At 69.9% G+C, this 13,546-nt stretch carries 8 protein-coding genes; all 8 read left to right on the forward strand.

Annotated features, from left to right (window positions below):
- Positions 1–250 precede the first annotated feature (250 nt).
- The 8 genes from KF688_00540 (at position 251) to KF688_00575 (ending at position 13,529) form a co-directional block, all read left to right on the forward strand.
- A complete protein-coding gene (locus KF688_00540) occupies positions 251–430 on the forward strand; it encodes a hypothetical protein (protein MBX3424139.1) in 180 nt (59 codons plus the stop codon).
- The gene (locus KF688_00545) at positions 427–2,544 is read left to right on the forward strand and encodes a PQQ-binding-like beta-propeller repeat protein (protein MBX3424140.1); all 2,118 of its coding nucleotides are present in this window, start codon (positions 427–429) and stop codon (positions 2,542–2,544) included. The genes KF688_00540 and KF688_00545 overlap by 4 nt, the downstream gene beginning before the upstream one ends.
- A 278-nt stretch (positions 2,545–2,822) precedes the next feature.
- Positions 2,823–3,800: an AAA family ATPase gene (locus KF688_00550; GenBank protein MBX3424141.1), complete on the forward strand. Its 978-nt coding sequence runs from the start codon at positions 2,823–2,825 to the stop codon at positions 3,798–3,800.
- Between the two features lie 42 nt (positions 3,801–3,842).
- Positions 3,843–4,748, forward strand: coding sequence for a DUF58 domain-containing protein (locus KF688_00555; GenBank protein ID MBX3424142.1), 906 nt, complete (start codon positions 3,843–3,845; stop codon positions 4,746–4,748).
- Positions 4,749–4,794: 46 nt separating this feature from the next.
- A complete protein-coding gene (locus KF688_00560; protein MBX3424143.1) occupies positions 4,795–7,011 on the forward strand; it encodes a BatA domain-containing protein in 2,217 nt (738 codons plus the stop codon).
- On the forward strand, positions 7,008–9,293 hold the full coding sequence (locus tag KF688_00565; protein MBX3424144.1) for a hypothetical protein: 2,286 nt from the start codon (positions 7,008–7,010) through the stop codon (positions 9,291–9,293). Before KF688_00560 ends, KF688_00565 begins: the two co-directional genes overlap by 4 nt.
- A 70-nt stretch (positions 9,294–9,363) precedes the next feature.
- Positions 9,364–12,717, forward strand: coding sequence for a hypothetical protein (locus tag KF688_00570; GenBank protein MBX3424145.1), 3,354 nt, complete (start codon positions 9,364–9,366; stop codon positions 12,715–12,717).
- Positions 12,718–12,893: 176 nt separating this feature from the next.
- The gene (locus tag KF688_00575) at positions 12,894–13,529 is read left to right on the forward strand and encodes a hypothetical protein (protein ID MBX3424146.1); all 636 of its coding nucleotides are present in this window, start codon (positions 12,894–12,896) and stop codon (positions 13,527–13,529) included.
- Positions 13,530–13,546 lie beyond the last annotated feature (17 nt).

Raw genomic sequence — 13,546 nt, forward strand, 5'->3', positions numbered from 1 at the left:
CGCGGGGCAGCGCAGACGCAACGCGCGGCCCAACAGCGCTGCTTGCGACGGCGAGGGTGGCGAGGATTCAACCACGGGGCGGAAAGCGGCGAGACAGGGACGGAAGTGCTCTCAGTTGTACCCGTGCGTGTTTCGGCGGCAAGTGTGCCGCCGGCGAGTTGTCGGCTTGCGACGCGACCAAAGTCCTTGAGCACGAGCTCGGTCGGCTTCGAGTCTTGTCAGGCCGCCGAGGCCCGGCTACCGTGCGAGTATGCACACCGTCGCCCGAATGCTGCAGGCCGTCGCGCTGTTCGTCATCTTGCCCGCGGCGATGATCGCCCAACTGGGGGAGAAGATCACCGCGGGGCAGATGCTGCAGTTCCTGGTCGCGGGGATCTGCCTGTTCTCGATCGGTTACCTGATGCAGGCCTACGGCGGGGCGAAGAAATGATCGGCAGACGCGGCCGACGGCATGCGCGGCTTGGTTTTCTCGCGCTGGCCGTTTGGGCGTCGCTCGGCTGCCGATTCCCCGCGCTCGCCGCCGAGGGAGCGATCGCCGCCGAGCGGATCGGTCCGCTCCCCGCGCCGCGCGTCGCCGAGGCCCCCGCCGACGTGCGCCGCCGCTTGGGACGGTTGGCGTGGTTCGCAAGTCACGGGCAATGCCGTGAGGCGGCGGTCGAGGCGCTCGAACTCGCCGCGATCCCAGCGCCGCATTGGCTGCCGGCGGGCGACGGGGCGTATCGCTCGCTCGGCGCTGAAGTCGCCGCCCAGGTCGATCGGTTTTCGGCGGAGTGCGCTGCGGTCTACCATTCCCTGGCTGAGCCGCTGGCCAACGCGCGATTGGCCGAAGCGACCGAACTGCGCGACCATCGACTGTTGCGTCGCGTGAGCGCCGATTTTCCCGCGACAGCGGCGTCGGTCCGGGCCGCATGGCTTGCCGGCGATTGGGCGCTTGAGCAGGGCGACTGGCGCACTGCGCGAGCCGACTGGGCCGAGACGTCGCGCGGGCTGCTCCGCCTCGACGACTCGCGGCAAGCCGAATTGGCGAGCGAAGGGATCACCCCCGCCGGCGTCGAAGTCCGTCGCGTGCTGGGGCTGCTTCGCGGAGGGCTCCTCGACGAGGCGAGCCGAATCATTGCAGGTTTGGCCGACGCCGCCGCCGGAGCACAATCTGCGGAGGCGGCTGATCGGCTGAAGGAAGAGCTTGAGCGGGCCCGCACTTGGCCGGCGGCGCGGCGCTCCCGTGGGGACTGGCCCGAGTACGCCGGCGGCGCGACGCGCGCCAATCGCAGTGCAATCGCAAACGATTCCGAATCGAGTTTGTACGTTTCCGTGTGGTCCGAGACGCTCGCGGCTTCGGTCGACAGCGATGCGAACGACGATGCGGCGCGCCAGCTCTCGCGACGAAATTTGGCGACGCCCCCCGAGTCGTCGCCGGCGGTCGTCGGTGACGTGATCGCTTGGCAGGATCGGCGGGGGGTGCATCTGCGACGACTCGCAACGGGGGAACCGCTCGGCGCTGCGGAGGCCGCGTACGCTTGGGAGCGGCCGGCCGCCCCGCCGCGCGACGGGCCGACAATGACGATCGAACAACCCCAGTTCGCCGTCGCGATCGTCGATGGTCTTGTCTGGGCCGCGCGCTCGCAGGCGGTCGCCAGCGCCGTGGCGCGTCGCGGCGCCGCCGAGTTCGTAGCGCTCGAGGCGAGTCCCTCGGCGCGTCTTCAAGTTCGCGCTCGATTGGACGGCGCCGACGAGCGGACCGTCTTCGCCAGCCCGCCGATTGTCGTCGACGGCGTGGCGGCCATCGTGCTGTGCACCCCGGGTGACGTTTGGAGCCTGGAACTCGCGGGGTTCGATCGCGACGACGCACGGCTGCTGTGGCGCGTCCCGCTGGGCGCCGGGGCGACGCCTGCGCTCGATCAGGCGCTCGAGTACCCGCAAGCGGGGCTTGCCGCGGCCGAAGGGATCGCCGTCGTGTCGACCAACCTAGGAATGGTCGCTGCGGTGCGTCTCGCCGACGGCCGGCCGCTGTGGCTTCGCACGTACGACCGGGCGTTGGTGCGCGACGACTTCGGCGGGGTGCGATTCTATAACGCGCTCCCTGAGTCGCCGCTGATCGCCGGGGAGCTGGCGATCGCGGCCCCGCGCGACGCCGCGCGCGTGACGGCCTGGGACTTGACGACAGGCCGCGAGCGGTGGAGCACGCCGCTCCCCGGCGCGAACGCACGGCTGCTGGCAATCGACGACGGCGTCGCACCCCCGCGCGTGCTGCTGGCGGCCGAGAGGCCTTGGGCTTTGCGACTCGCCGACGGCGAGCTTGACGCCGATTGGGGCGAAGGCCTCTGGGCCGGAGCGGGGCAGGGGATGTTGGCCCAAAATCGGCTGTTGTGGCCGACCGCCGCCGGCGTCAGAATTGTCGACGCGGCGACATGTCAGCCCGCCGGCGCCGAACTGGCGCTGGCCGAGGAAGGAGGCGTGAACGTGTTTGTCGCCGGCGAGCACCTCGTCGCTGCAAGCCGACGAAACCTCGCCGTCTTTCGCCGCGCGGACGCACCGGGAGAATAATCGTGGGATGCGGAGGACGCGGATCAGGCGGGACGTCGCGGGATCTGTCAGAGAAGTCACAGCTTCTCGGCATATCGTCAGCAATCCGTTATCGCCTCGCCGACGCCCTGATCGACATCCGCGGAATCGGCGGTTTTTCGGAATTCGAGTGACGGATCAAGAACAGGAGAACTGCCGCGAACACCCGCCTCATCCGCGTTTGTCCGCGTCCTCTTCTGCCGCCCCCCCCGACCAGACAATCGCCAAATTCACGCACCCGCCCCCCTGGAGCCGCCGCCGTGTCCGACGCCCAAGCCATCGCGCGACTCCACGAAGCGTGCGCCAATCTCCGCCGAGAACTCGCCAAGGTGGTCGTCGGTCAGAGCGAGGTCGTCGAACAACTGCTGACCGCGTTGTTCGCGGGGGGACATTGCCTGCTGGTCGGCGTGCCGGGGCTCGCCAAGACGTTGCTGGTGCGCACGCTGGCCGAGGCGTTGTCGCTCGATTTTCACCGGATTCAGTTCACCCCCGACCTGATGCCGGCCGACATCACGGGGGCCGACATCATTCAGCACGACGCGGCTACGGGGGAGCGGACCTTCCGTTTCTTGCCCGGCCCCGTGTTTGCCAACGTGGTGCTGGCCGACGAAATCAACCGCACGCCGCCGAAGACTCAGGCCGCGCTGCTTGAGGCGATGCAAGAGCGCCAAGTGACCGCCGGCGGGCAGCGGCGCGAACTGCCGCGACCGTTCTTCGTCCTGGCGACGCAGAACCCGATCGAGCAGGAGGGAACCTACCCGCTCCCCGAGGCGCAGCTCGATCGGTTTCTGATGGAGGTGCTGGTCGACTATCCGAGCGAGGACGAGGAGCTTGCGATCGTCAAGCAGACGACCGCCGACTACGTCCCCGCTGCTACGCCGACGCTGGCCGCCGACGAGATCCAAGCGTTCATCCACGTCGTCCGCCGCGTTCCGACGGCCGATCATGTGGCGCGGTTCGCGTTGCAGATCGCCCGGCGCACGCGGGTCGGTCAGCCCGAGGCGGCGCCGATCGCCCAAAAATACCTGCGATGGGGCGCCGGGCCGCGAGCAAGTCAGCATTTGGTGCTTGCTGCGAAGGCCCGCGCTGCGATCGACGGCCGGCACTTCGTCGACGAAGCCGACGTCCGCGCGCTGGCCAAACCCGTGCTACGGCACCGCCTTATCGCCAACTTCACCGCCGAAGCGGAACGGATTTCGACCGACGACGTGATCGAAGAGCTGCTCCAGACGAAGTAGAGCAAGCCAGTCTGGCCGACCACCAACCGCCAATTTCCCCCCATGCCCCTCGCCGCCGCCGCCAAGCTGAGTCCCGATGCGGTCGCGCGACTCGCCGGGCTCGAACTGCGGGCTCGGCATGTCGTCGACGGCTATCTCGCCGGTCGCCGGCGCAGTCGTCGCCGCGGGCAATCGGTCGAGTTCGCCGAGCATCGCGAGTACGCCCCCGGCGACGATCCTCGCTACGTCGATTGGAAGGCCTTCGGCAAGTCCGACCGGATGTATCTTAAGCAGTACGAGGCCGAGACGAATCTCGTCTGTTCGCTGGCGGTCGATGTCAGCGAGAGCATGCGCTACAAAAGCCCCGCGGCGCCGTTGTCGAAACTGGAGTACGGGGCCTGCCTCGCCTCGGCGCTGGCCCTGTTGGTCTACCGCCAGCGGGATAGCGCAGGGCTGTTTACGTTCGACGATCGCGTGCGGGAGGTCGTCCCGCCGAGCGCCAACCCGAACGACCTGGCTCAGATCGCCTGGACGCTCGAACGCGCCCCAGCCGAGCGGTGCTCGGCAATTCAACCGGCGCTCGACGAACTGGCCGACCGCTTGCGGCGCCGGAGCATCGTCGTGGTGGTCAGCGACCTGCTGGGGGACCCGACAGCGACCCTCGCCGGGCTGCGGCATGTGCGGCATCGGCGGCACGAGGTCGTCGTGCTGCAGGTGCTCGATCCCGACGAGGTCGAGTTCCCGTTCGATCGCGCCACGCGATTCCGCGGTCTCGAGGCGCTGCCGCAGGTCGAGGTCGAACCGGCCGGCGTCCGGCGAGCGTACCTTGCGGCCCTCGCGCGGTTCCTGGAGGCCCTTGAGAGCGGTTGCCGCGAGTCCCAGATCGACTATGAGCTCTGCCGCACTGACGAACCGTTCGACGCCCCGCTGCGCCGCGTCCTAATGCGCCGCGCGGTCCGAGGCGGGTGAGTCGCCGGCGCAAGCGCCGCCGGCTCTCGCAAACGTCTCCGCATCTATGCCTGATATCGCTTCGCCCATCGCCGTCCTCGAGTTCGGCAGCCCGGCGCTCTTGGGCTGGCTGGCGGCGGCGGCGTTGCCGTGGGTGGTGAACCTGTGGAGCCGCAACCGGTACGACGAAACCCACTGGGCGGCGATCGAGTTGCTGCTCGAGGCGATTCAAAATGAATCGCGACGTATCAAGTTGCAGAACTGGTTGCTGTTGGCGCTTCGGACGGGGATCGTGGCGTTGGTCGCCTTGGCTGTCGCGCAGCCGGAGTGGCGCCCCGCGACCGGGGCGGCGCCGCAACGCGACTCCGTCCACCGCGTGTTGGTGTTCGACGCATCGCTGTCGATGGGCGCCCGCGCCGGGGACGCGACCCGGCTCGAACATGCGCAAGCGATCGCTGCACAGCTCGTCGACGTCGCGGCGCCCGGGGACGCGTTCTCGGTGCTCGCCTGGGGAGCCGGGGTCGAGGAACTGTTGGGGCGCCCGGTGCAGGACCCGTCCCAGGTCCGGGCCGCCGTCAACGCCATCGAGCAGCAAGCGACCCGCTCGGAACTCGACGCGATCTTCTCGGCGGTCGAGCAGTCGTTGGCCCGGGGCCGCGAACTGTTCCCGCACATCGCTGCGGCGGAGGTCGCGTGGCTTACCGATCGAGCTGAAACGACGTGGGGCGAGCTCTTGGGCGACGACTCGGTCGCGACCGCTCGGCAGAGCGCGTGGAAGCGCCTCGCGGCGACGGCGACCATGCGGTTCCCGCTCGAGGCAGACGGCCTTCGCGACAATCGTGCGGTCGTCGACGCGGCGCTCGATCCGCCGAGCGTCACGGCCGGCGCCCGCGGGGCGATCGTCGCGGTGGTCCGCAGTTTCGGCGACGCGACAGGCCCTGTCCAAGTCGAACTCCTCGCCGACGGCGTAGCCATGGAGCGGCAGACAGTGGAGCTGGCTCGCGATGCAGCGGTCTCCGTGCGGTTCGAACTCCACCCGCTGGCCGCCGGCGATGCGGCTTGGGAGGTCCGACTCGATGGCGCCGATGCATTGGCTGCGGACGATCGTCGCTGGGTTGCGGCGTCGGTCCCTCTCGTGCGGCGGATTGCCTGCATCGAGGAATCGCCGCGCGGAGCCGATGACTTCGCTCGGGCTCTGGCGCCGCGCGGCGCGATGGCGACCGCTGGGATGAGCGTGATGCAGTTCCCCGCCGCAGAACTCGGGGGTCTGCCTCTGAGCGACTATGCTGCGACGATCCTCTGCAACGTGGCGGAAGTCAGCGAACGCGAGGCGACCGTACTGCGCCGCTGCGTGGCGACTGGCGGGGCGCTGGGGGTCGTGCTTGGCGATCGCGTTGATGCGGACAACTTCAACGACCGCTTCGGCCCGGTGCAGGACGACGCCGCGTCGATCCCGTTGGCGCCGTTGCGAATCGCGGGGGCGCCAATCGGCGGGCCGCGACGGATCGACCCGCTGGACTACCGCCACCCCGTGGTTGCTCCGTTCGCCGGGCGCGAGCGAGCCGGGCTGCTCACCGCGCGGGTTCTCAAACACGTCCCGCTGGAACCGTGGCCGGAGGCGAGCGAGGCGGTCGTCGGGCCCGTCGAGATTGCTGCGACGCTCGACGACGGCGATCCGCTGGTCGTCCTCCGCGATTTCGGGGCCGGTCGAGTCGGGATGATTGCGACCGACTTCGCGCTCCGTCGCCCCGGCGGCGACGCCACGTCGGCTGAGCCGTGGTCGACCCTTGCGGCGAGCCCGGCCTTCGTGCCGCTCGTGCAGCGGTTCGTCGAGGATCTGACGGTTCGACGATCCAGCCGCAGTCGCCAACGGCTGGCGGGCGAGCCGCTCGCGACGCCGTTGCCCGTCGAGGGTCGTCCGTTCGCGTGGTCGACGCCCGGCGGCGAACGCCCCGTTCCGCCCGGGCCGACCGCTTTGCTGCTGGAAACCTGTCAGACAGGGCTCTATCGCCTGACGCCCGTTGGTCGTGGCGCGGGGGAGACCGGCGCACGCACTCCCGCGGCTCTATTCGCCGTGAATTTCGATCCCCGCGAGAGCGACCTCGTCCCGTGCGACGCGACGACGCTGCTGGCTTTGGCAGGTCAGCCCACGGCGCCGGGCGCGGTGCGCAACGCGCTCGCTGCGCCGGCGACGCCGCTGGCGTTTGCGATGCTCGCCGCGGCGCTCGTCGGCATGGTCGTCGAGCGGGTGCTCGTCCACCGCCTTGCCCGGGGACGCGCATGACCGACCAGCTTGATCGCACTCTGGAGTTCACTTTGCTGGCGCCGCCGTGGGCGCTCGCGGGAGCGGCGCTTGCCGCGGCGGCTTGGTCGATTGCCAGCTACCGCCGCGAGAGCGCCGCGTTCGGCGGGGGACGATGCGCGGCGCTGGCCGCGCTGCGCTGCGGGGCGATCGCCGTCCTGGCGACGATGCTCGCCCAGCCTGCATGGCAACGGCGGCGGCTCGACCGCCCGCGGATCGCCGTCTTGGTCGACCGCAGCGGAAGCATGCTGACAGACGACGCGACGACGGAGAACGCCTCGTCAGAATCGTCGCGGCTCCCCCGCTGGCAGGCCGCGGCCGAGTGGCTCGACGCCGGGGACAACTCGCTCCTCGCGCAGCTTAAGCGGGACTTCGTCGTCGAACTGCTCGCATTCGACGCGACGGTCGCTCCGCTCGACGCGATGCAGATGCACGCCGCCCCGATGCCGGACGTGGGGGACGCGACGCGGCTGGGAGACGCAATAGTCGCCGCGTCGACCCGGTCGGCAACCGTGCCGGCGGCGATCGTCGTCGCGACCGACGGCGTCGTGACCGCCGGTCGTTCGTTGGAGGACGCGGCCCTGCGGGCTCAGGCCCTCGGCGTGCCGATCTACGCCGTCGCCGTCGGCAGCGATCGTCCCCGGCCCGACATCGCGGTCGAGGATCTTGTGATCGAGCCGATCGTGTTCCCAGGGGATCGACTCGACGTCGAGGCTCAAATCCGCGCCACGGGATATGCCGGCGAGACCGCGCAGGTCGAGTTGGTGATCGATGGCCAGTCGCAGGCCGTCGCCGAAGTCGAACTCCCCTCCGACGGGGCCGCGGCAACCGCGCGACTGGCCTGGCGCCCCGTGGCGCCAGGGACAGTACGAGTCGCCGTGTCGATCGCTCCCCGCGCCGACGAGTCGCTCGCCGCGAACAACGTCGCCGAGGGCGTTGTCGCGGTTCGCGCCGAACCGATCCGGGTGTTGCTCGTCGATTCGACCCCGGGGTTCGAGTTACGGGCGCTCAAGAGCCTGTTGGAGCGCGATCCCGCGCTCGCGTTGAACGTCCTGCTGCAAGACGCCGATCCGGAGTTCGCCGAGGTCGACCGCGCGGCGATCAGTCACTTCCCGCTCACGCGGACCGCGCTGCGGGAGTACGATGCCTTCGTGCTGATCGACGTCGATCCCCAGCTCCTGCCGCGGCATGCTTGGGACGAACTGCGCGACTACGTGGCCGACGAAGGAGCCGGCGTGGCGATTATCGCCGGGCCGCGGTACATGCCGGCGGCCTATCGCGACGTCCCCGCAATGCAAACTTTGCTGCCGCTGACCAGGTTGGCGCTCAACCCGCTGCGTCTGGAACCGAACGACGCTGTGCCGAGGGCCGTGGTCCCCACGGCGCTCGGAGCCCGTCAGGCGACGCTCGAGATCGGCGCCAGCCCGGAACAATCGGCCGAGATCTGGCGCCGATTGCCGGGAGCGTGGCGCCGTCTGAGCCCCGTCGAACCCAAGCCGGGCGCCGAGACGCTGGCCGTGTTTGCGTCCGCTCTGGAGAACTCGGCACAAGCGCAAGCCGAGGATGTCGACGACGAACCGGCGATTCTGCGGCACTACGTCGGCGCCGGCGAGGTCGTGATGCACCTGGCTGACGAATCGTGGCGCTGGCGGTGGCGCAACGACGATCGGTACTTCGCCCGCTACTGGGGACAAACCGTTCGCCGGCTAGCCCGCGGTCGCATCGCGCGGGGGGCGATTCGCATCTCCATCGATCGACGCGAGTACGAACCGGGGGAGTCGGTGCGCGTCCGTGTGCAAGGTCGTCTGCCGGGAGACGAGGCGCCGCCGGATTCGGTCGAGGTCGAAATCGTCGGCGCCGCGACCACGACGCGGCGGACCAGCCTTGCGCGCATTCCAGGAACCCGCGACCGCTACGAGGGGACGATCGCAGGATTGCCGAGCGACGACTACGCCGCGACGCTAGCCGGAGCGCCCGGCGCCGACAATCTGAAAACGCAGTTTTCGGTCGCAGCGCCACTCGGCGAATTGAGTCGGCTCGCGATCGATTGGGACGCCCTCGCGCGCGCCGCCCGCACGACTGGCGGCCGGTGCTACCGCATTGCCGACGCCGTGACGCTCATGGCCGATTTGCCACCGCCCGAGCCGACGGTGCTCGAGCGGATGCCCCCCGAACCGCTTTGGAATCGGCCTTGGCTGATCGGACTGTTTTGCCTGTTCGCGGGGGGCGAATGGTTGCTCCGCCGTCGCAGCGGAATGCTCTAGAATTGACAGTCGCGAATCGCCCGCAACGTCGCGGCTCCTCTCGCAATCGCACTTACGCACGCTTGCCGTCATGAACGCCGACATCGCTGAACAACTCGCACGGCTTGCCCGTCGCCAGCAGCGGCGGCGGTTGACGACCATCGGGGGATACGGCCTTGCCGCAGCAGTCGCGCTGGCCGCAACGCTCGCGCTGACGGATTGGCGGTGGCAGGCTCCCCCCGGCAGCGCGGGGCGGTGGCTTTTGACGACGCTGGGGGCGGTTGGCGTTGCAACGGCAATCGCGGCCAACATCCGCGTCGCCTGCCGCGGGGCGTCCCCGTTGGAGATCGCCCAATCCATCGATCGCGGTTCCTCCGACGGAGGCAGCCTCGTCAGCAGCGGGTGGGCGTTCGCCGGCACCGATCCGGACGATCCCCGCGAAGGCTCCGCCGAGTTGCGCCGCTCGGTCGTGCTTCGCGCCTCGACCTCGCTCGCCTCGCTCGATGTCGGGACAGCGCTTCCGCAGCCGGCGTGGCGCGTCGCGACAGGGGCTGCCGCAGCCAGTTGCGCGGCCGTGGCGCTCGCGGCTTGGCTGGCGCCGTGGCACTTCGCCGCCGGAGTCGCTCGGCTAGCCGACCCGACCAGCGCGGCCCAGTGGCCGCGGCGGCATGAGTTGCAGTTCGTCGACGCCCCGACCCTCGTCCCGCGCGGAGGGGAGTTCGTCGTGGTGCTCGTCGATGCGAACGGACCTCTTCCCGATCCTGTGCGATTCGAGCGACGATCCTCAGAGTCTGGCCGCGGCGAAGTCGTCGCCGAGCAGTTCGCCGCCCCGAGCGATCGTGTCGAGATCCGCGTCGGCAATGTGCAAGAGTCGTTCGAGTACCGCGCGGTCGGCGGCGACGACCGTCGCATGCCGTGGCGAGCGGTCGAAGCGGCGCCGCCGCCGGAGATCCTCGAGTTGCAGATCGAGGTCGCGCCGCCGCCGTACGCCAATCGGCCGAGCGAACGTCACGGCGGCGAGGCGCGGCTCCTCGCGGGATCGCAAGTCGCGGTCTCCGGACGCCTGTCCGAGTCTGCGACGAGGGTGCGGATCTTGCCGCCGGAATCGGTCGCCGCTGCGCCGACGCCTATGCAACTCGACGCGGCCGGGTTGCGCTTCATTACGAGCGACGCGGGGTGGACGCCCAGCGATTCCGGGAGCTACCGCATCGAAATCGTCACCCGCCGAGGCATGACGGCGATCGCCCGCCGCCGACTGCAACTCGACGTGCAACCCGATCGACCGCCGCTCGGCGCCATCGTCGCGCCGGCCGGCGAGTTGGAAACGCTTGCCACGGCGACGATCCCGCTCAGCTATCAGGCAGGGGACGACGTCGGGCTGGCGGCCGTGGAGGTTGCGGTCGGCGATGCATCCGGCGGAACTGCGACCGAAGCGATGCGCCATCGGGAGTCGATCCCGCTGGCCCTTGCTGCAATTGGCGACAGCGATTTGAGCAATCAGGGAGAACGCGCAGTCGGGGTCCACCGTCTGTCGTTGGCCAATGCCGCGGCTGTCGCGGGGGATCAACTTGCGGTGCGGCTGCGGGTCGTCGACAGCCGCGGGCAGATTGCGTTCAGTTCCCGTCCGCTGGCGATTCGCGTCGTCGGCCGCGACAGGCTCCTCAAGTCGCTCGGGGCCGATCTCGACGCCCTGCTCGAGCGGCTGATCGCCGCCGAGGGCGCCCAGCGGGCCGCACACGCCCCCTTCGCGGCGGTCGGCTCCGACGCGATCGACCTTGTCGCGGTGCGAAACGACCAACACCAGGTTCGCGAGCTGCTGCTCGTCGGCGGCGCCGCGGCGGTTCAGGCGGTCGCCGATCTGCGGTTCCGCTATGCGATCAACGACCTGGCCGCGGAACCGGCGGCGCGACAACTGCAATTGCTCGCCGAAAGCCTGGATCGCCCGATCCCGGCCCTGCTTGGGCGGATTGACGGCGCGTTGGCCGCCGTGAACGACTTTCACCAAGACGATTCTGAGCGAGCCGCTGCGTCGGCCGCTGTCGGCGCAGCTCAGCGAGAATTGCTGGTCTTGCTGGCGGTCGAGATCAACGCCCTGGCCCGCTGGAGCGAGTTGCAGCAACTCAAGCGCGAACTGACGGCGCTCGTCGATCTCCAACTGGTCGAGCGACGACAGACTGCCGAACTGGCTCGCGCGGCCTTGGCAGGGTCCGTGCAGCCGACCGACCGCCAGCGACGCAAGCGAACGATCGCGCAACGGGACGTCGCGTTTCGGCTTGCGGAAACTTTCGCACGGTATGGGGACGTCGCAACCCGATTGGCAGCCGATCAACCGACCGACGCCGAGCAATTGCAGCGGATCGCAGCGCTGGCCGTCGAGTTGGGGGTGCAACCGCTGGCCGCGGCGGCCGCGGAGGACCTCGCCGGAGGCCGCTACGCCAGCGCGACCGAGGCGCAGCAGGGGGTCGTCGAGCGGTTGGAGCGGCTGCTCGCCGAGTTTGCCGCGTGGGACTTCACAGCGGCGCAGGAGCGGCTGCGAGACCTGCAGTCCGTGCGGCGCGACGCCGGCCGACTGCGGCGGGACGTTGAATCGCTTGCGGCCGATCGGTCGGAGACGCGCGATCCGCCGCAGGCCAAGCCATTGCAATCCGCTGCAGCCGAGCGGGCCGCGGCGCTCGCCGAACGAACGACGTCCCTTGCTCCCGCGGCGGCTCGGGATCTAGCCGACGCGGCCCGGGAACTGGGCGCGTCGTCAGGCGAGCGGAGCGCTGCGGCCGCAGCGGACAAACTCGCGCAGGCCGACGCGAAACTCGCCGACGCCGAAGCGCGGCAGAAGCAACTTGCCGCCGAATTGAAGCTGCGCCGCTTGGCCGGCGAGGTCGATCGGTTCCTCTCTCGGGAGCGCGAGGTGATCGCGGGTCTCGGCTCGCTGGACTCGAACGCCGGCGAGGCCGTACGTCGGCCCCTGGCGATCGAACAGGCCGCGTTGCGCGACGACGTGCTGGCGGCGGCTCGATCGGTCGCCGAACTTGGCGTATTCGCCTTCGCCCTCCGCGCGACGGCGGCCGAGATGGACTCTGCCGCTGCGGCGTTGGAGTCGACGACTGAGGGCGCCGAGGCGCTCCCTGCGGCGGAGCGCGCCCTGCGGCGGCTGGAGCAACTGGCCGCGGCGATCGCCGAGCAGAGCGAAGCGACGCCCCGCGGCGGCGCAACGACCGACGCCGCTCCCGACGCCGAGCGGGCCGCGGAGCGACAGCAGCGGTCGCTTGCCGAGGCGACGGCCCAACTGCGGTTGCTGCGCGAACTTCAGTCCGAATTGCGAAACCGCACGGCCCAACTTGAACGCGCCGGCGACGAGCGCGGCGAGCTTCCCGAATTGCAGCGGCAGCAACAAGCCTTGGTCGAACTGGCGCGTGAACTCGCCGAAAAACTGGCGGCGCATGAGTAGCACGTATAGGACCCGATAACTCACGAGCCGGACCAATTCGCGGAGGACGACCCCGGGTGCAAGCGACCTCGCGTAGCGAGTCGCTTGCCGGCGCGTTATGATCGCCGATAAGAGGACCGTCTCCCGATCCGGGGCTTGTCGCGAGGGAGCCGTCGAACCACGCTCTTGAATTTGTCATGCGATCGCATATCCGATTCTTGACGCCACCGCTTGCGACTTGGCTGCTGCTGCTGCTCGTCGTGTTCGGCAGCGTCGAGTACGCAGGCGCCGCGACTGCGGCGCCGAAGCCGCTTTCCCCCGGCTGGCGGCGAACGCTGCAACGACCCGCCGCCGCGGTCGTCGCCGGGCCTGCGGCCGACGCGGCGCTGGGGCCAATTATCGCCGACATGCATGCCGCGGCCGAGGCGCTGGCGGCGCTCGCATCGGTCCCTGCGGCGGAGCGCTCGCAGCAGGCGGCGCTCGTCAAGCTCGACGCCGCCCTTGCGCAGCTTGAGCGGCAGTGCCAGCAGTCGATGGGGGGGACCTGCTCCAAACCGGGTTCCGGCCCGCCGAAGCTCAAACCGGGGGGAAAGCCGGGGGGCGCCAACCCCAACCGCTCCGTCGCCGCGACCGGGCAAGGAAACGACGTGCGTGCGTCGCTCGCCGCGGCCGAGGACTTGGTCCGCGACGTGTGGGGACACTTGCCCGAACGCCAGCGGGACGAACTGCTGCAGCCGCTTCGCGAAGAGTTCCTCCCCGAGTATGCCGCGGAGATCGAGGCGTATTTCCGCGCGCTGGCTGAACCGGACGCCGACGATCAGGGGGCGTTGTGAACCGTCGCAACGCCGCT

The organism is Pirellulales bacterium, from assembly GCA_019636345.1.
Taxonomy (GTDB): Bacteria; Planctomycetota; Planctomycetia; order Pirellulales; family Lacipirellulaceae.

Excerpts from the sequence above, each read along its gene's own strand:
- KF688_00540 (MBX3424139.1), top strand. The coding sequence starts at position 251 with ATGCACACCGTCGCCCGAATGCTGCAGGCCGTCGCGCTGTTCGTCATC.
- KF688_00545 (MBX3424140.1), top strand. The coding sequence starts at position 427 with ATGATCGGCAGACGCGGCCGACGGCATGCGCGGCTTGGTTTTCTCGCG.
- KF688_00555 (MBX3424142.1), top strand. The coding sequence starts at position 3,843 with ATGCCCCTCGCCGCCGCCGCCAAGCTGAGTCCCGATGCGGTCGCGCGA.
- KF688_00560 (MBX3424143.1), top strand. The coding sequence starts at position 4,795 with ATGCCTGATATCGCTTCGCCCATCGCCGTCCTCGAGTTCGGCAGCCCG.
- KF688_00565 (MBX3424144.1), top strand. The coding sequence starts at position 7,008 with ATGACCGACCAGCTTGATCGCACTCTGGAGTTCACTTTGCTGGCGCCG.
- KF688_00570 (MBX3424145.1), top strand. The coding sequence starts at position 9,364 with ATGAACGCCGACATCGCTGAACAACTCGCACGGCTTGCCCGTCGCCAG.
- KF688_00575 (MBX3424146.1), top strand. The coding sequence starts at position 12,894 with ATGCGATCGCATATCCGATTCTTGACGCCACCGCTTGCGACTTGGCTG.